Annotated in this window: 16 protein-coding genes; 8 read left to right on the top strand and 8 right to left on the bottom strand. The window is 62.7% G+C overall.

Annotated features, from left to right (window positions below):
• Positions 1 to 74 precede the first annotated feature (74 nt).
• Entirely contained in the window at positions 75 to 1,550 is a 1,476-nt protein-coding gene (locus tag GM415_RS06520; protein WP_158947014.1) for an alpha/beta hydrolase family protein, read from the bottom strand.
• A gap of 353 nt (positions 1,551 to 1,903) precedes the next feature.
• On the opposite strand from GM415_RS06520, the gene GM415_RS06515 reads away from it, so the two are divergent.
• Both GM415_RS06515 and GM415_RS06510 read left to right on the top strand, forming a co-directional pair.
• Positions 1,904 to 4,783, top strand: coding sequence for a hybrid sensor histidine kinase/response regulator (locus tag GM415_RS06515; RefSeq protein WP_158947013.1), 2,880 nt, complete (start codon positions 1,904 to 1,906; stop codon positions 4,781 to 4,783).
• A 94-nt stretch (positions 4,784 to 4,877) separates the two neighbouring features.
• On the top strand, positions 4,878 to 5,546 hold the full coding sequence (locus GM415_RS06510) for a CBS domain-containing protein (RefSeq protein ID WP_158947012.1): 669 nt from the start codon (positions 4,878 to 4,880) through the stop codon (positions 5,544 to 5,546).
• A gap of 118 nt (positions 5,547 to 5,664) precedes the next feature.
• Here the strand turns inward: GM415_RS06510 and GM415_RS06505 are convergent, their stop codons facing one another.
• Both GM415_RS06505 and GM415_RS06500 read right to left on the bottom strand, forming a co-directional pair.
• The gene (locus GM415_RS06505; protein ID WP_158947011.1) at positions 5,665 to 6,033 is read right to left on the bottom strand and encodes a response regulator; all 369 of its coding nucleotides are present in this window, start codon (positions 6,031 to 6,033) and stop codon (positions 5,665 to 5,667) included.
• Positions 6,034 to 6,067: 34 nt separating this feature from the next.
• The gene (locus tag GM415_RS06500; RefSeq protein ID WP_158947010.1) at positions 6,068 to 8,482 is read right to left on the bottom strand and encodes a response regulator; all 2,415 of its coding nucleotides are present in this window, start codon (positions 8,480 to 8,482) and stop codon (positions 6,068 to 6,070) included.
• A 173-nt stretch (positions 8,483 to 8,655) separates the two neighbouring features.
• Here GM415_RS06500 and GM415_RS06495 point away from each other — a divergent pair, with 173 nt between their 5' ends.
• Positions 8,656 to 9,483 carry a radical SAM protein gene (locus tag GM415_RS06495; protein ID WP_242012384.1) on the top strand — a complete coding sequence of 276 codons (828 nt, stop codon included), beginning with the start codon at positions 8,656 to 8,658 and terminating at the stop codon, positions 9,481 to 9,483.
• 38 nt (positions 9,484 to 9,521) lie between these two features.
• Here the strand turns inward: GM415_RS06495 and GM415_RS06490 are convergent, their stop codons facing one another.
• Together GM415_RS06490 and fdhD are read right to left on the bottom strand one after the other, a co-directional pair.
• A complete protein-coding gene (locus tag GM415_RS06490) occupies positions 9,522 to 10,748 on the bottom strand; it encodes a molybdopterin molybdotransferase MoeA (RefSeq protein WP_158947008.1) in 1,227 nt (408 codons plus the stop codon).
• Between the two features lie 76 nt (positions 10,749 to 10,824).
• The gene (fdhD, locus tag GM415_RS06485) at positions 10,825 to 11,604 is read right to left on the bottom strand and encodes a formate dehydrogenase accessory sulfurtransferase FdhD (RefSeq protein WP_158947007.1); all 780 of its coding nucleotides are present in this window, start codon (positions 11,602 to 11,604) and stop codon (positions 10,825 to 10,827) included.
• A gap of 129 nt (positions 11,605 to 11,733) precedes the next feature.
• On the opposite strand from fdhD, the gene mobB reads away from it, so the two are divergent.
• On the top strand, positions 11,734 to 12,270 hold the full coding sequence (gene mobB / locus GM415_RS06480) for a molybdopterin-guanine dinucleotide biosynthesis protein B (protein ID WP_158947006.1): 537 nt from the start codon (positions 11,734 to 11,736) through the stop codon (positions 12,268 to 12,270).
• Between the two features lie 43 nt (positions 12,271 to 12,313).
• Here mobB and GM415_RS06475 read toward each other — a convergent pair whose 3' ends face one another.
• From GM415_RS06475 to GM415_RS06465, 3 genes are all read right to left on the bottom strand, one after another.
• Positions 12,314 to 13,237: a transposase gene (locus GM415_RS06475; RefSeq protein ID WP_422393764.1), complete on the bottom strand. Its 924-nt coding sequence runs from the start codon at positions 13,235 to 13,237 to the stop codon at positions 12,314 to 12,316.
• A gap of 35 nt (positions 13,238 to 13,272) precedes the next feature.
• Positions 13,273 to 14,160, bottom strand: a complete 888-nt coding sequence (locus GM415_RS06470; RefSeq protein WP_158947004.1) for a formate dehydrogenase accessory protein FdhE — start codon at positions 14,158 to 14,160, stop codon at positions 13,273 to 13,275.
• 125 nt (positions 14,161 to 14,285) lie between these two features.
• Positions 14,286 to 14,543 (bottom strand): hypothetical protein, encoded by a 258-nt coding sequence (locus GM415_RS06465; RefSeq protein WP_158947003.1) that lies wholly within the window; start codon positions 14,541 to 14,543, stop codon positions 14,286 to 14,288.
• A gap of 78 nt (positions 14,544 to 14,621) precedes the next feature.
• Between GM415_RS06465 and sqr the strand changes: the two genes are divergently transcribed.
• The 4 genes from sqr (at position 14,622) to GM415_RS06445 (ending at position 17,548) form a co-directional block, all read left to right on the top strand.
• Positions 14,622 to 15,866, top strand: coding sequence for a type III sulfide quinone reductase, selenoprotein subtype (sqr, locus tag GM415_RS06460; protein ID WP_158947002.1), 1,245 nt, complete (start codon positions 14,622 to 14,624; stop codon positions 15,864 to 15,866).
• Between the two features lie 2 nt (positions 15,867 to 15,868).
• A complete protein-coding gene (locus GM415_RS06455) occupies positions 15,869 to 16,513 on the top strand; it encodes a DUF1641 domain-containing protein (protein WP_158947001.1) in 645 nt (214 codons plus the stop codon).
• A 124-nt stretch (positions 16,514 to 16,637) separates the two neighbouring features.
• Positions 16,638 to 17,186, top strand: a complete 549-nt coding sequence (locus GM415_RS06450; protein ID WP_158947000.1) for an epoxyqueuosine reductase QueH — start codon at positions 16,638 to 16,640, stop codon at positions 17,184 to 17,186.
• A complete protein-coding gene (locus GM415_RS06445) occupies positions 17,183 to 17,548 on the top strand; it encodes a hypothetical protein (RefSeq protein WP_158946999.1) in 366 nt (121 codons plus the stop codon). The genes GM415_RS06450 and GM415_RS06445 overlap by 4 nt, the downstream gene beginning before the upstream one ends.
• Positions 17,549 to 17,550 lie beyond the last annotated feature (2 nt).

Below are 17,550 nucleotides of genomic sequence, written 5' to 3'. Positions count from 1 at the left end.
ACGCGAATGTTCTGTAATGAAAAGGGGAGGTTCTCATTTTTCAAATAACGGGGCGTAATTCGAGTCCGTTCCCGTCAAAGCCCCAGATTTTCCAGCCAGGACACGGCAAGGCGGACATGGTTCTCCGTGACCCGCTCCACCCAGGCTGCCTGGGCCGAGCCGTCGGTCCCGAAATTTTCCCGAACCGGGGAAATCACCACCGTGAACCGCTTACCGCCGTCTCGCAGGGACTCCAGCGTGGCCACTGCGCCCTGCCAACGGGATACGTCTCTCCCGGTGATCAGCCAGAAAACCGGCATATCCAGCCGCGACAGGATCTCCTTTCCAGGGAAGGCCTCCACCTGCAGCGCGTCGTCAAGGACGCAGATCAGGAATGCCGGAGAGAGAGCTCCGCCGTGCGCCGCCTCCACGGCAACCGGCACGCCCGGCCCGTATCCCCACAGCCCGACCTTGCGGAAATCCACCGGAGCAAGTTCGCCGAAATGACTCAACGCCGCCCGGGTGTCGGAGACCAGCGTCTCGACGGACTCGGGCGTTCCGCTCCCGTCCTCGCACCCCCGGGGCTCGAAGGAGAGGGAGGCGAGCCCCCTCGCGGACAGGGTCCGGGTGAAGCCCAGCAGGAGCCCCTGCTCCACGCACCTATTGCCATGGACGGCGACCACGCCCCGCCCCTTCTCGCCCTCGGGCGGAAGGGAAACATAGCCGCTCCTGATCCCCGCGTTGGTGGGAAAGCGGACCTCCTCCTCACGGACATGGACCTTGACCGGGAAGTGTGCCAGGCGGTCATCGTCCGTGGTCAGTATGAATCGCTCGATGCGGTCGTTCTTGGCCAGGAAGGTGATGGTGCCCACCACGGGCTCGTCCTCCCAGGCCGACGGGCCGATGGTGTACACGTACTTGCCGAATTCCTTGAGCCGCCGCAGTGTCTTGTGCTTGGAGTCGTAGAGGAGGAACCGCCCGTACTGGGTGTTTCGTGCGTCGATGATGGAGATGGTCCGGTCATCCCTGGTGCGGAACTGGCCGGAAAACTCCGAGGAAGAGTATGAATAGTAGTCCGCCATCATGGAGCGGCCGAAACGCGCCTCGTGTCCCCGGTGCACGATAGTGTCGTCCTTGCGCACGATGATCTTGCCCGCATCGGGATCAGGGCCTGAAGCAGGCGGAGGAACGGGCTTGGACAGAGGCTCGGTCCGGGGCACCTTGACCGGGCTGATCTCCGCCACGCCGGGCTCGGGCCATGATTGCGGAACGGCAGCCGGGGCCTCGGCGGGAGGAGGTGGTGGTGCGTCGTCCAGCACCACGGTCTTGTCCATGGGCAGAGGAGCGGGCTCGGGCCGAGCCTGCTCGGCTGGCGCAGGGAGCGGCGCGGGCGCAGGGGCGGGAAGCGGGGCGGGCACAGGAAGAGGTGCTTCCTCCGGCCGCTCCAGCCTGGTCAGGTCCAGCTCCATGCATTCCGGCGCTTCCGGCGGGGCCAGACGGACGGCCTGGATCAGGAGCACCGCCGCCACGACGTGCAGGAGAATGGAGAGAAACCAACTGAAAAAACGCATGAGTCCCCGCCGTGTTTGCGTCTCGCCCGTACCCCGCCGACGCGAAGACAGGACGGCCCGACCGCACCCGAAGCGCCGGTTCCCCAATGGAGAGGCCTCCGTCCGGCTCTCAGGCCCCGTCCGGCGCGGAAAAAACCGAGCCTGCCCCAAAGGTAAACCGGCCACCAGGAGAAAGCAAGGGAGCTGACAGGATAACACGTTGTCATTTCAGACGATCACGGTTGGGTTTTCCGAGACGACATGGAAAACACGGAAAAGGGGCAAAGCGGTTGTACTCACGGGAAAGTGCGGATAGTAAAGATGGTAGGGAGTGATGAAGCTCCACCATGCAGCTCACGCCGGAGGCCAAAAAAGTGAATAATGAAAAGGGCATACTCATCCTCGCCCACAAGGAAGCCGACCGAGGGTTGTTGCGTAGACTGCTGGCCGAACGCTACACGAAGCCGTTGTCCTACGACACGGTGTCCAAAGGGGTCCGGGAACTGGAAGGCCGCAAAACAGACCTGGTCATTCTCGTGCCGGGCCCGGACGACGATTCCTGGCGACGCGCCATCCGCCGCATCAGGGAGGAATACGAGCGTGAAACCCTGCTGTTGGCACCGGATCCGGGCGGCATGCACAAGGTGGCGCTGGAAGCCGGAGCTTTCGCCTATTTCGACCCTTTCAGCGCTTCTCCGGAAGGCATGGCCTGCTGCCTTCGACACCTCGCCCGGCAACGGGAACTGCAGCGACAGCTCGAAGACGACAGACGGCTGTTCCGCTGGCAGGAGAAGAGCGGCAGGCTGGGCAGTTGGGAAATCGAAAAGGATGGCACAACCCGCTGGTCCGAAGGGCTCCGGCGCATCCTGGGCGACGACGAGCGGCTGACCGACAGTTTCGAAAGCATGCGCACGCTGGTTCATCCGGAGGACCTCGAAATCTTCGAGCAGGCCAACAAGGCCACGTTCCAGCAGGGCTGGTCGCTGGATTTCGAATACCGCGTGGTGCTGGACAACGGCGAAATCCGCTACCTGAGTCTGCACCGCCAGGTGGAGTTCGACAGCGAAAGCGGCGAAAACAGGGTCCTCGGCATGATCCGCGACGTCACGCCCGAGCGGGAGTTCGAGAACTTCCTTTTTCGCAGGGACGCAATTCTCCAGATCGTCGCATCTTTCGCCTCCAAAGTGCTGCGGGATCCGGACTGGCGGTCCGGCCTGGGGGAGGCCATGGCCAACCTGGGGAAGGTCTCGGAGGTCTCCCGCAGCTTTCTGTTCCGGCGGAAGGAGAGCCCCGCCTCGCACAATACCGTCTTTTCCATGATCCATGAGTGGACCGACGGACAGGTCACGCCCCTCCTCGAATCCCCTGAGTTCCAGGACCAGCCCTTTTCCCCAACCTTCGACCGCTGGAAGACCATCCTGGGCGAGCGGAAGATCGTGGCGGGAAACGTCCGGGACTTCCAAACCGGCGAGCGGATATTCTTCGAACGGCTGCAAACCCAGTCGGTCATCCTCGTCCCTGTCTTCGTGGGCAATACCTGGTGGGGTTTCTTCGGCCTGACGAACAGCCGGGAGGAGCGGGAGTGGATGCCCGTGGAAATCGAGTCCATGACCATGCTGGCCGACATACTCGGGGCCGCCATCCTGCGCGACCGCATGGAGGACGAATTGAAAGAGGCCAACCGCTCGGCGGAAGAGGCCCGCATCGCAGCGCAGGAGGCCAACCGGACCAAGAGCCGCTTCCTGGCCAACATGAGCCATGAGATCCGTACGCCGATCAGCGGTATCCTGGGCATGGCCGAGATGACCATCACCACGGGCCTGACAAAGGAGCAGCGGGAGCACATGGACATGATCCGCGAGGCTGCCCGGTCCCTGCTCTCCATCGTCAACGACATCCTCGACCTCTCCAAGGTCGAGGCCCACAAGATGGAGCTGAAGCCCGAGGATTTCGATATCCGGCAATTGCTGGAAACCACCACCCGCCACTTTGCACCGGCAGTGGAGAAGAAGCCCATCGCCCTCAATCAGGCGGTAGCCGGAGACGTCCCCGAAACCCTTCGCGGCGACAAGGACCGGCTGGGGCAGATTCTCCGCAACCTGATCGGCAACGCCGTCAAGTTCACCGAACGCGGCCATGTGGACGTCTCGGTGGAGATTTCGGAAAGACAGGAAGAGCGGGTCTGTCTCCTCTTCACCGTGCAGGACTCGGGCATAGGAATCCCCGAGAACAAGCTGGCCACCGTGTTCGACAGCTTCACGCAGGTGGACAGTTCCTCCGCGAAAACACACCAGGGCACCGGCCTCGGCCTGACCATCTCCAGGGAATTCGTTCGGATGATGGGAGGGGACATCAGCGTCAAGAGCGCTGACGGCTTCGGCTCCGTCTTCTCCTTCACCGCCTGGATGGACGTCCCCGCAACCACGGCACCCAGGTGCGAGCCCGCACGGGCCGTGCTGCCCGCGGGGCTGCACCTCGACATCCTGCTGGCCGAGGACAACCCCCTGAACCAGAAATTCCTGACCCATTTCCTGACCATGTTCGGCCACCGGGTCACGGTCGCAGGCAACGGACTGGAGGCCATTCGGCTCCTGGAGGAAACCGGGAGAAAAACAGACCTCGTACTCATGGACATCCAGATGCCGGAAATGGGCGGCATCGACGCCACCCGGTGCATCCGAGAAGGCAGGGCCAAAGGAGTCGACCCCTCCATCCCGATCATCGCCCTGACCGCCTATGCCATGAAAGGTGACAAGGAGCGCATGTTCGAGGCGGGTATGGACGACTACGTGAGCAAGCCTGTTGAGATGAAGGAGCTTTCGGCCGCCATTGCCCGCACAGTGGCGGCGCACACCCCCAACGAGCCACGCTCCAAGCCGGCCATGCCCTCGCGCCCGGCGGCCCGCAAGGAAACCGTGAGCCTGGACATGGACAGCCTGATCAGCCGCTTCGAGGGCAACACGGAGCTACTCAAGGAAATCCTCGAACTCTTCCTGGAAGAAGCGGATGCCAAGCTGGACAAGCTCGACAACGCGTTGCGGACGGAGGACATGACCGAACTGGGCGAAGCCGTCCACTCCATCACCAACATAGCCAGCCACGTGCTTGCCATGGAAATAGTGCATCGGGCCAGGGCGCTGGAGAAGCAGTGCTACAGCGAGCCCCTGGAAGAAATCAGGCCGGAAGTAGAAGCGCTCAGGCCGCAATTCCTGGCCCTGGTCAGGGAAGTCAGGGAAAAATCAAAAACCTTGTGACGTGCCGACACGTTGCATTTTGTTTCCCGACCGCTTACAAGAAATCAATTCGGCTTCATGCAGAAGTCGCGAGGGACAACAAAGGCGGGAAAGAATGCTTGTCAGAGACTGGATGACGAGAAACGTCATAACGCTCGGGGTGAATTCCTCGGTCATGGATGCGGCGGAGATCCTGCGCGAAAAGAACATCCGCCAGTTCCCCGTTCTGGACAGCCGCGACAAGCTGGTGGGCATTGTCTCCGACCGCGACATCCGCGACGCCATGCCTTCAAAGTTCATTCCCGGCGACGTGACCTCGGGCAGGAGCGGCGGCCTCTACACGCTGACCGCCGGGGATATCATGACCACTGATCCCATCACCGTCTCACCGCACACCTCCCTCGACGAGGCTGCGGAAATTCTTGTCAAACACAAGATCGGCGGACTGCCCGTGCTGGAAGGACGCATACTGACCGGCATCATCACCCAGATCGACATTCTCCGCTTTCTCTGCTCGGTGTCCGGGTCCACCAACTCCGGCACACGGCTCGCCTTCCGGATCGATCCCCAGACCGCGCCCCTGTTCGAACTCCTGAGCGAGATTCACGACATGGGGCTGACCTGCTCCAACGTTTTCACCGCCAGCGACGGCGGCACCCGAATCACCTATATCCGGGTGGAGGGCATTGGCGAGAGCTCCGTGGAGGAAGTGGTCGTCAAGCTGCAACGCAGGTTCAAGGTGCTTTTCTACGTCAACGAAGGCATCACCGTGGACGTGAGCTGACTGTGCAGGGCGGCCTGACCGTCACAGAATGTTTTTCCCGAAGAAAAATCGGAGAAAAGCCCCGGACTATAACGGTCCGGGGCTTTCTTCATGGCGAGGCAACCGCAGTCCGCCTGGATTAGTCTTCCAGTGCGGCCTTGACCGTCTCGACCAGCTTGCGCGTGTCGATGGGCTTGGTGAAGGTCTCGACCACGTCGAAGACCTTGGCCAGCTCCACGATGGCCTCGGGATTGAAGGCCTCGCCGCCCGAGATGGCGATGAACTTGTGCTGCTTGTCCGACTTGATCAGTTCCCCCATGACCTGGAGGCCGCCCTTCTTGGGCAGGAAAATGTCGATGATGGACAGGTCGACGTCCTTGTCCCGGCACAGCCTGATGGCCTCTTCCCCGTCGGCGGCTTCAATCACGGCGAAGCCTTCGGCTTCCAGTACCGATTTGAGCAGCTCCCGGATCATCGGGGCATCATCTACAACAAGAATGGTTTTCATCCTTCCGCTCCTTCGCTAATGGCGGATTCGCCGGTCAAGAGTTCGTTGCGTTCTGTATGAATTCTAACGCGTTTTTTACTTCCGACTCAAGAGTTTTCAGTTCCTTCCCGGCCGAGGCCGCATCCTTGTGCTTGCAGAAGAACTCCATCTGCTCGGCCACGGCGCCTGCGCGTTGGGCTCCCACGGTGCGGGCGGAGCCCTTGATGGAATGTGCCATGCGCTTGGCGTTGTCCCAATCCCGATTTTCCCAAAAGGAGCACAACTCCTCGAACTCGCCGGGCACGTCGCGCAGGAAGATAGCGTCCATGCGGCCGAGCAGGTCCTCACGCCCTCCGAGCATCTCCAGCGCCTTTTCCCGCTCGAACTTGGCCGATTCGGGCTCTGCGCCGCTTTCTTCAGGATGGGGTATGCCGGACGGTGGCACCTGGCCCACGGTCCGGGCCAGGACATGGTAGAAGCTGGCCATCTTGATCGGCTTGGAAATGTAATCGTTCATGCCCGCGGCGATGAACCGCTCCCTATCGCCGACCAGTGCGTGCGCGGTGATGGCGATGATCGGAATGGCCGGGTTGAGCGCGCCGGAGTTGGGATCGCGAATGGCTCGCGTCGCCGATATGCCGTCCATGACCGGCATCTGCACGTCCATGAGAATGACGTCGAAATGCTCCTCCTTGACCGCCTCCAGGGCCTGCGCTCCGTTTTCCACCCGGACGCACTCGTGCCCCTGCTCCTCCAGCAGAGTGGAGGCCAGCTCGCGGTTGAGGGCGTTATCGTCGGCGAGCAGCACCTTGAGCTTGGGGATGTTGACGGCGTCCTGGGCCGCCTCCCCACCCTCGCGAACGATCCCTTCGGGGTCGCCCAGGGTGAACCCGGCGGTAAAGGAAAACGTGGACCCCTCGCCCACCTCGCTGACCAGACTCAGCTCACCCTCCATGAGTTCCACCAACAGGGTGCAGATGGCCAGGCCCAATCCGGTTCCGCCGTGCTTGCGGGTGATGGAGTCGTCGGCCTGGAGAAAGGACTTGAACACATCCTCCTGCTTGTCCTTCGGAATGCCGATGCCCGTGTCGGACACCGCGAACTCCAGCACCACGGCCTCGCCGGTTTTCAGTTCGACCGGCGCGAAGACCAGGGAAACCCCCACGTCCACCCCGCCCTGCTCGGTGAACTTGATGGCGTTGGATATCAGGTTGATGAGAATCTGCTTGAGCCGGGCCGGGTCCCCGCAGAGGGTTCGGGGCACGTCGTCGGCAACGGAAAAGCTCAGGTTGAGCCCCTTTTCCGCCGCCTGGAGGCGGTGGATGTCCAGGGCCGCGTCCAGGGTGGCCTTCAGGTCGAAGTCCAGTTTCTCCAAGGTCATCTTGCGGGCCTCGATCTTGGAGAAATCAAGGATGTCGTTGATGACGGAAAGCAGGGAGTTGCCAGCTTCCATGACCTGCTTGAGATAGGTGTCCTTCTTCCCGTCGTCGCCCGTGTGCAGGGCCAGCTCGGCCATGCCCAGCACCGCGTTGAGCGGAGTGCGGATCTCGTGGCTCATGTTGGCCAGGAAGGCGGACTTGGCCCGGGTGGCGGCGTCCGCCTTCTTCATGGCCGTGACCAGCCGCTGGGATTTGTTGACCAGCTGGGTGTTGGCCTTCTCCAGGTCCCTGGTGCGCTGGCGGACCCGGTCCTCCAACTTGTCGTGAGCCAGCTTAAGGGCGTCCTCGGCCCTCTTTCTCGCGGTGATGTCGATACCGAGGACCATGATCATGCGCTCACCCGACGAGTCGGTCATGGGGCTGCACTGGAGATGAAAGGTCCGGCCCTTGTTGTCCGTCCAGTCCCATTCCACGGCCCGGTCCGTTTCCATGGCCTCCATGGGCGGACATCCCAGGCAGGAGTCCGCAGAACAGTTCAGGGCCGCTTCGCAATCCTTGCCCCTGGGGCTGCCGAAATACTTGCGGAAGTAGCGGTTGGCGTAGCGAATGCTCTTGTCCGGGTAGAGATGGTAGACGATGCCCGGCAGGGACTCCATGAAGAAAATCTGGCGTTGTTGCTCGCGGCGCAGGTCCTCGTCGGTGCGGCGCAACTCGGTCAGGTCCAGAGTGGACACCGCGAGCCTGCCCACCTCTCCCCAGGGGTTCGGGACGGGCACGATGGAGTGCACCAGCACCCTGCCCGCGACCTCTTCCTCGAAACGGACCTGTTTGGTGGAGGCCACGGCCTCCCCGACCTTGGCCCTGCGCACTTCGGCGGCCCCCTCCGGCAGGAGGTCGTACACATTGTTCTGCTCAAGGGCCGAGCCCTTCTCCAGGTCGAACATCCGGGCCGCCGCGTCGTTGGCCGCCAGGACATAGCCGCTTACGTCCATGACGTAGGCCGACTCCACAGACGAATCGAGCAGAGCGCGCGAGGTTTCGTCCAGGGAGACGTAGGAGGTGGGTTTGGCGGGGTTCTTCTTCAGAGGCATGGAGCAGTCCAATTTTTACAGGCTTTCGGCCATGAGCCCGTCCTGGGGCGTAAGGCATTTCACACCGTAAAAACATTAAAAGATCATCATGAATTGGTCAATGATTCTTCCTTCTCTCCGAGGTTTTCAACCGGCGAACCCGATGCTATCCTGCGGCCATGGACCACCAGGGCATGATCATCAGGCCGCCCAGCGAGGCGGACTCCATCCTCCTCCAGGTCACGCTGGGCTGCTCTCACGGCAAGTGCGCCTTTTGCGGCGCGTACCAGGGCAAGCGCTTCGCCATCAAGGACGAGGCCACCATCCGGCGCGACATCGAGTTCGCCGCGACCTACTGCCGCAGGCAGCGCCACCTCTTTCTCTGCGATGGGGACGCGCTGATCATCCCCCAGCGCAAGCTGCTCTCCATCCTGGCCGAGGTACGCGAAGGGCTGCCGTGGCTGACCCGCATCGGCACTTATGCCAGCGCCAAGTCCCTGGCCATGAAGAGCGACGCGGAACTGCGCGAACTGAAGGAAGCGGGCATCGGCATCGTCTACATGGGCCTTGAGTCGGGCGACGACGCCATCCTCGCCGAGATGCGCAAGCACGGCACCGCCGCCGCCATCATCGAACAGGGACGCCGCGCCCGCGAGGCCGGGTTCAAGCTGAACGTCACGGTCATCAACGGCCTGGGCGGTGCGGAGCGCTCCTCACGCCACGCCGGGGCCACGGCCCAAGCCCTCACCCGGATGCAGCCCGATCAGATCGGCGCCCTCTCCCTCATGCTCGTGCCGGGCACGGAACTGTACGCCAGGGCCGAACGCGGCGAGTTCGTCCCCCTTACGGTCTCGGGCCTGCTGACCGAAATCCGCGAGATGCTCGAAGGCATAGAGCTGAAGCGGGGCCTGTTCCTCGCCAACCATGCCTCCAACCACCTGCCCCTCAAGGTCAGGCTTCCTTCGGGCAAGGCCAGCGCTCTGGACGCCCTGGATGCGGCCCTGGCGGGACTACGCCGATAACGAAATACGGGAGAAGGTCGTCCGCACGGAACGTGCGGCTACTCGAAAAGGGTGGTCAGAATTTCCACATCACCGCCGGGCAGGATGGAGTCCCCGCCCTTGAGCACGGCCACGGCGCGGGCTCGGCCCAAAGCCAGCATGGGGGGATGTTCCTTGCCCGTCAGCGGCGTCCCGGCCAGCGCCGCGCCCCGGCGTTCCAGGGCGCAAGGAAAGACCCACTCGCCGCCGGGTCGGGCCGAAAGGCCCTGATCCAGCCTCGCCATGACAGGCGGAAGCTCGCCGAGCCCCCGCAGCATGCGGACGGCGGGCAGGACCGCCACATGGAAGCAGGCAAAGACCGCGGGCGGCGGACCGGGCAGGCAAAAGAGCAGGGTCCGGTCGCGGCGGGCGACGAACATGTGCCTCCCCGGCCGGATATCCAACCGGTCGAAAATCGTCTCGAACCCGGCCTTGCGGGCGCAGGACCGGGCAAGGTCCCGCTCGCTCCGTCCGGTGCCGCCGGTGGTGAGGACCATGTCCGGCAGATCGGCGGAGGACAGGGCCTCGACCAGACGCTCCTCCTCGTCCGGGACGATACCCGTGCCCGTGACCACGGCCCCGGCCTGTTCCAGGAGGGAGCGTGTGAGCAGGAGGTTGTCTGCCGGAACCCGGCCTGTGGCGGTGGGGTCGGTAGGGTCGTAGAGTTCGCTGCCAAGGGCCAGGGAGAGCGCCCTGGGGCGGGGACGTACGTGCAGGGAGGGAACGCGGGTGCGCAGCATCACTGCCGCGGCCTGGGGGGTGACCACGTTGCCCGCGCGAAGAATGACGGACTCCCGGGCTATCTCGCCGCCCGCCGGGCGCACGAACCAGCCGGGACGGACCGGTGTGCGGACAAGGATGGCGGTGCCCTCCCCGTCCGTAATCTCTTCCACGTCCTCTTCGGCCAGAACGCAATCTGCGCCGGGCGGCACCAGGCCGCCGGTAAGGACGCGGGCGGCCGTGCCGGGCAGGACCTCGGCCGGGCTGAGGGATTCGGCGCGCACGGTCTGGGTCACGGCCAGGCGCACCGGGTGCATGGGACCGCTCTTTTCGATATCCGCCGTATGCAGAGCATAACCGTCGCGAACCGAGCAGGCCTGCTCCGGCACGTCGGAATGAGCGGTCACGTTGTGAGAGGCCGCGAGGCCCACGGCATCCCCTGGAAAAACAGACACCGCTTCCAGCGGCCGGGCGTACTTTGAAAGACGTCGGAGGGCTCGGCTGCGGGAAACGGTGCTGTCACTCATGACCCCATCCATAAATCTTCTTTGAAAAAAGTGCTACCGATAAGTTTGCCGAGACGGTTCCGCACGGGATCGTCGTCTAGAAACCGATGATCCTCCCCTTGTCATTATAGACCCAGAAGCTGTCCTCCTTGACGTTGCCGACCAGGGTAATGCCGGTCTTGCGGGCCAGCTCCACGGAGAAGCTGGTGGCCACGGCCGTGGAGACCAGGATGGGCACACCGATGCGCACCACCTTGAGCAGGATCTCCGAGGCCACGCGGCCCGTGGACACGATCATCTTGTCCTCCACGGACACGTCGTCCAGAAAGCATTGGCCGCAGATCATGTCTATGGCGTTGTGCCGCCCGATGTCCTCCCGGAACAGAAGCATCTCCTCGGGCGTGCACAGGGAGGAATTGTGACAGCCCCGAGTGGAGCAATAGAGCTCGGAGCGGGAGTGCAGCTCCCGGACCAGGCTGAGAATCTGTTCCGGCGTGACCCGGATGTCGCCGCCCAGCCGCCGCTTGGATACGGTGGCCACGTTGCGCCCGAAGTTGGTGCCCTTGCCGCAGCCCGAGGTGATGGAACGCTCCATGACCCGATCCTTCCACGGGTCGTGGCAGGTCTCCACCTCGGCCACCAGGCGATCGCCTTCATCACGAATGGTCAGGTCCGTGATCTGATCCGGCGCGGTCACGAAGGCGTCCGATTTCAAGAAGCCCACGGCGAGGTACTCCGGATACTTGGCGGTGCAGAGCAGGGTCACCACCTCACGCCCGTTGAGCATGATGGTCAGCGGCACCTCGCGAATGGACTTGATATCAGTGCGGACGAAACCGCCCCGGTACTCCTGTACCACGTAATCATAGGATTCCATGACATCCTCCCGGCCGAATCCTTCCCCCCGGCCATGGCGTTTTTCCCGTTCCTATCCTATACTGACACTCGGCACGGCGGCGCAACGTTCGCCCTTTTACTCCAGCTTTCACACTGACGAGGTTCATCCATGGCAGCACCCCTCATTTGCATCGTCGGCAAAAAACAGTCCGGAAAGACCACCTTCATCGAAAAGCTCCTCCCCGAGCTCAAAGCCCTCGGCATCTCCGTGGGGACCATCAAGCACGACGCCCACTCCTTCGAGATGGACACGGAGGGCAAGGACTCGTGGCGGCACCGCAAGGCCGGATCGGAAACGGTCTGCGTTTCCTCCCCGGAGCGTGTGGCCGTGATCAAAACGGTTCAGCGCGAACTCACCCTCGAAGAACTCCTCGAAGAATTTTTCGCCGACCGCCAGCTCGTCATCGCCGAGGGGTATTTCCGCTCGGACTTTCCCAAGATCGAGATCCACCGCTCCGACGCCCACGACCGCCCCCTCTGCGAAAGCGGCAACGAGGTCGACAGAAAGCTGATCGCCATGGTCTCCGACGTTGCCGTGGACACCAAACAACCCACCTTCGGCCTGGACGAGGCCAAGCAGGTGGCGGCCTTCATCGCCCGGCAGCACCTGGGCTGGGTCCAGAACGGCATGTGGGGCAGGAACTAGTCAGGCCCTCGAAGGGATCGAAGCGGCGCGCAGCGCGCCCGGCTCAACGCCCCACACCGGTCGGTTCGTCCAGGTCGGGAACCAGGGCGCAGAGATAGGCGGCGATGATCTCGGCGATGGACTTGTCCCGGTTGTTGAACCGGAACTCCAATTCCTTGAGATACAGCGGAAAACGCTGGCAGGAGATGCCCCGGAAGCGTTTGATGCGCTGCTGGGCGTACTCCCAGAAATCGTCGCTCACCGCGTCGATGTGCGGGGGCTCGTCGTAGCGCCGGATGATCTCGTAGGGCAGCGAGTCGTTGCCGCAGAAGAGCAGCGCGTCGTATTCCTTGTAGCGATCCGTGTATACCAGATTGCCGGTGCGGATGAGCTTGAGGTGGAAGTTCATGTGGAAGTGAAAGAGCGTCTCCGCGTGAAACCCCGGCACGAGGTCGATGAAGACGAGGTCGTCCCTGCGCAGGATGCCGTAGACGGGGATGGTGTCCATACGCATCTCGCGCGGCCCGCCGGTGAGCCGGTTTCCCTTGAGATAAGAATCGAGGCCCGTGGCCGGCGAGATGAGCGCGCGGGCGTCGATGGCGTGTGCAAGGATGGCGAACCGGATGGCGGTGAGGGCCTTGTATACCGTATTGTAGGACAGGGAGAGCTGCTCCTTCATCCGGTGTACCGAGCACTCATCCACAAAAAGCGAGACCAGCCTCAGCCACTCCGAGGGCGAGAGAGCGCCGTTGTTGATCCAGCGCCCGGAAAAGGGCTGGAACGTGTACTTGCAGCTGGCGCAGCGCAGCCGCTCGCCCGACAGGGTATAGACCTTGCGGTGTCCGCAGCGCGGACAGAACGTGTCTCCCGTGGGCCAGGCCAGCGAGAGCAGATAGTCGCGCGCCTTGTCGTCATCCCCAAGGAGCGAGGCGAACCCGTCCGGCGTGTCCGGGACGCAGAGCGATGAAGGGATGGCGTGTACGTTCATGGGCATCTGGGTGGTGGACATTCAAGCCCTCCCGGTTAAAATCCCCACGCGGAAACCGTTGCCCGCCGGTACCCCTGGCCTGCGGCCACGTAATCCAGGGCCAGGGAGTCGAGGTCGTCGAGCACGGGCACGGCGATGCGGTCCAACTCGCGAAAATCGATGGTCTTGATGTAGGTCTTGCAGGATTCGCAGACGTCCACCCGGAAGCCGGGCTCCTCGTCCACAGTGAAGAAGGTCAGCTTCTTCTGGTCCTCCTCACCGCAGACCGGGCAGGCAATCCGCTTGATCCGGTACTCGTGGCGACAGAAGGAACAAGTGGCGTGACGGACTCCTTCCTTTTCCTTGAGGGAGGAGATGAGCGGCAGGGCCCCGCAGACCGGGCAGGTGCCCACTGCCGGGACCTTCATCTCGGGCAGTTTCCCGGCCAGCATGTCAGCGGCGGCCTCAAAGGAGGGGCTGAGCGACGCAAAGGCGAGGAAGGACGCAGTCTTGGGCGCATCGGGCATGCGCTCGGCCCAGGAGCCGAAAAAGGCGGAATCGTCGTCCAGGAACTTGCGGAACAGGATCGCAGGCGTCAACGCCCCGGAATCGAGGGCCTGCTCCACCGAGGCTGCGGCCAGCCCCAAGGGCCCGCCCCGCCTGCGGAGCACGCCGATAAACGTATGCAGGAGCGCTCCGGCCTGGGCCGCGTCGTACGGAAACTCCTCCCGCGCCACAAGGGACACACCCTGGAGGACAGCCTCAGGCGGCGTCATGGCATTGTCCGGCGGCAGGACCACGTCCGCTTCCACCCGCGCCTCCAGTTGCCTATGCGCAACCTCATCCAACAGGTCGATCAGCTCTTCTGAAATGTAGGATTTCTTTCGAAGCTGGGAGAGTTTGGTCTCCAAATGGCGCGAAGCCCGTTCCAGGTCGAATGTCATGTTTTTTCCCCTTGTGTATTATCCGGTGTGAAAAAACCGTATGGGGCGCTCATTGATCTTGCCAAAGAACTGGCACCTACTCAAGGTTTGACACTGATACTCTCAATATGCTGTTTTTATTATTATTAAATATCCAAAATTGTGCCCGAACAGGCATAATCCGTCAAAAAACCGTCAGTAATCCCATGCGTTCGGGAAAAGAAAAAAAAAGTGATTTTTCCGCTCCGTTCCGCTTCCACGCCCTGCACGCCCGATCCGCAACGCCTCCCCTCTGCCATTTCAGACCAAATTAGTCCGCTTTTTCGGGCGGATTCGGAACCTGCCGCAAAATACGCAGAAAATAATGCGTCTCCGTTCCACTCCATGCTATTCTGGTTCCCCATCTTCACCTTCCGCCGCTGGGCATTGCCGGAACGTCCGGCGGGATGCGGCGCGGGTCCACCTGAACCGAGGGGTACGACATGAGGAAAATAGTGATCATCGGTGCGGGCGCGGGCGGCACCATGGTGGCCAACCTGCTCAGAAAGGAACTCGACGAGGAGGAGTTCGAGATCACCATCATCGACCGGGACGAAAAACACCACTACCAGCCGGGCTATCTCTTCATCCCCTTCGGCATATACTCCAAGAACGACGTACTCAAACCAAAACGGGAGTTCATTCCCGAGGGCGTGGAGTTCGTGCTCGACACGGTGGTGCGGGTGGACGCCAAGGGCCGCAAGGTGGAGACCCTAAAGGGAGCCTACGACTACGACTGGCTGGTCATCGCCTCGGGAGCGCGCATAGACCCCTCCGAAGTGGACGGCATGATGGACGGCTGGCGAGACTCGGTCTTCGACTTCTACTCTCTGGGCGGTGCCCTGGCCCTGCGAAAGGAGCTCAAGTATTTCTCCGAGGGAAAGATCGTCCTGAACATCGCGGACGTGCCCTACAAATGCCCCATCGCCCCCCTGGAGTTCGTGTTCATGGCCGATTGGTTCTTCACCACGGCCGGGGTGCGCGACAAGGTGGACATCGAACTGGTAACCCCGCTGGACGGCGTGTTCACCAAGCCCGTGGCCACCAAGGCCCTGACCAAACTGGCCGAGCGCAAGAACATCATCGTCACCACCCAGTTCGCCCTGGACAACGTGGACGCCAAGAACAAGCAGATCGAGTCCGCGGACGGGCGCAAGGTCGGCTACGACCTGCTCGTCTCCATCCCCCCCAACCTCGGGGACAAGTGTATCCTCGACTCCGGTATGGGCGACCCCATGGGCTTCATGCAGACCGACAACCACACCCTCAAGGCCGAGGGGATGGACCGCGTCTTCGTCATCGGCGACGCCACCAACGTCCCGGCCTCCAAGGCCGGGTCAACGGCCCATTACCAGTCCACCACCGTGGTCAACAACCTGATCCGCGAGATCGACGGGCACGAGGCCAAACCCACCTTCGACGGCCACGCCACCTGTTTCCTCGCCTCGGGCTTTGAGAAGGCCGTACTCCTGGACTTCAACTACACGGTTGAACCGCTGCCGGGCATGTTCCCGTTCCCGGGCATCGGCCCCTTCGACCTGCTCAAGGAGTCCCTGGGCAACTACTGGGGCAAGATGATGTTCCGCTGGGTCTACTGGAACCTGATGATGAAGGGGCTCGAGCTGCCTCTGGAACCGGAGATGAGCCTGGCCGGCAAGGTGCGCCGGTACGTGGAAAAGGAGGGCTAGCCATGAAGCGGGAAGACGAAATTCTCGAACGGCTCGACCGACTAGAGGCGCTCATGACCCCGCTGGCGGAGTCCGCCCGCACCATGAGCGAGTTCAAGGAGGAGCTGGCGCCGCGCGTCAACGAACTTGTCCGGCACGTCATTGTGGAGCTGGCCGAAATCGACTCCGACTTCCAGCTCTCGGACCTTACCCGGCTGGGCAAGGACATGCTGCGCAACATCCGCAATATCGACTTCGCCCTCAACCAGATGAAGAATCTCATCGACTTCGTGCAGACCGCCGAGCCGCTGATGAAGATCACGGTGCCGCACTACATCAACCGTCTCGACGAGCTGGAGCAAAAGGGCGTGTTCGCCCTGCTCCGCACCGGCCTCGCCACTCTGGAGAAACTGGCTGAGACTTACTCGCCCGAAGAGATCGAGGAAATCTGCGCCACGCTCGTCAAGCTGACCGGCGTGCTGCGCAAGCTCGGCTCGCCCGAAGCCGCAGGCTTCGTGGAGCACATGGCCTCCCTGCCCGGCAGGGTGGACCTCTCCCGGGCCGAGGCCGTGGGCGCCATGGACCTGTTCCGCGCCATGGGCGACGAAGAGGTGCGCAAGGGCCTTGGCGTGCTCATGCAGCTGACCAAGGCCATGGCCCCCGCCTGATCGTTCCCCGTCCACGCCCGCCGCTTCCCTGTCGCACGGGAGGGAGGCGGCGGGCGGTTATACTTTACAAACCCGCCCGGGGCGATCACACTGTCCTCTCCCGGATCTGCCGGGAGGAGATCCCATGAGTACACGACTGCTGCTGCACATCTGTTGCGGCCCCTGTTCCATCACCACGCTGCAGACACTGCAGGACCAGGGGCACGACGTTACCGGGCTGTTTTACAACCCGAACATCCACCCGCTCACGGAATACGTGAAGCGGCGGGACGGCTGTTTGCAGGTAGCTGAACGGTTCGGCATCAACGTCATCGTCAAGGACGACGAATACAGGCCGCAGGAGTGGTTCCGCGCCGTTGCCCACCGGGAGAACAACCGCTGTTTCCACTGCTACGCAGGACGGCTGGAGCGCACGGCCCAGATAGCGCGGCGCGGCAACTTCGATTTCTTCACCTCCACCCTGCTCTACTCCAAGCACCAGAAGCACGATGACATCGCGGCCCTGGGCCGGGACCTGGCCACCTCCAAAACCCGGTTCCTGTACCACGACTTCCGCGAAGGCTGGAGCGAGGGCATCGAAACCTCCAAGGAATGGGGGATCTACCGCCAGCAATACTGCGGCTGTCTGTACAGCGAAAACGAACGGCACCAACGGGAGCTCCGCCGCTCATGACGCATTTCCCCGACATTCTCCTCAAACGTGACACCGTGCTTCTGGCCTTCGTGGTCACGGGCATCGCCAATACCCTGGCCACGGACTTCGGCGCGTCCTCGGAGAAGACGCTCCTTTCCGTTCTCTCCGTGATCGCCTTCCCGCTGGTGGCATGGTTCGCCCACAAGCGGCAGTTGCTCGCCATCTGGTGCACCGTGCTGCTGCTCATCGTCACCGGGTCCGGCTTTCTTTACGACGCCTTCAGCGGCCTGAAGCAGGGAGCGGACGTGTCCTACGCGGTCATGCTGCTCAAGACCGTGGCGGGGATCTACCTGACCTGGGGCGCGCTGCTTCTGCACCGAGAACGGCACATCAGGGACTGAGC

This window comes from Pseudodesulfovibrio cashew, assembly GCF_009762795.1.
GTDB lineage: Bacteria > Desulfobacterota > Desulfovibrionia > Desulfovibrionales > Desulfovibrionaceae > Pseudodesulfovibrio > Pseudodesulfovibrio cashew.
This window is presented reverse-complemented; position numbering and strand designations above follow the sequence as displayed.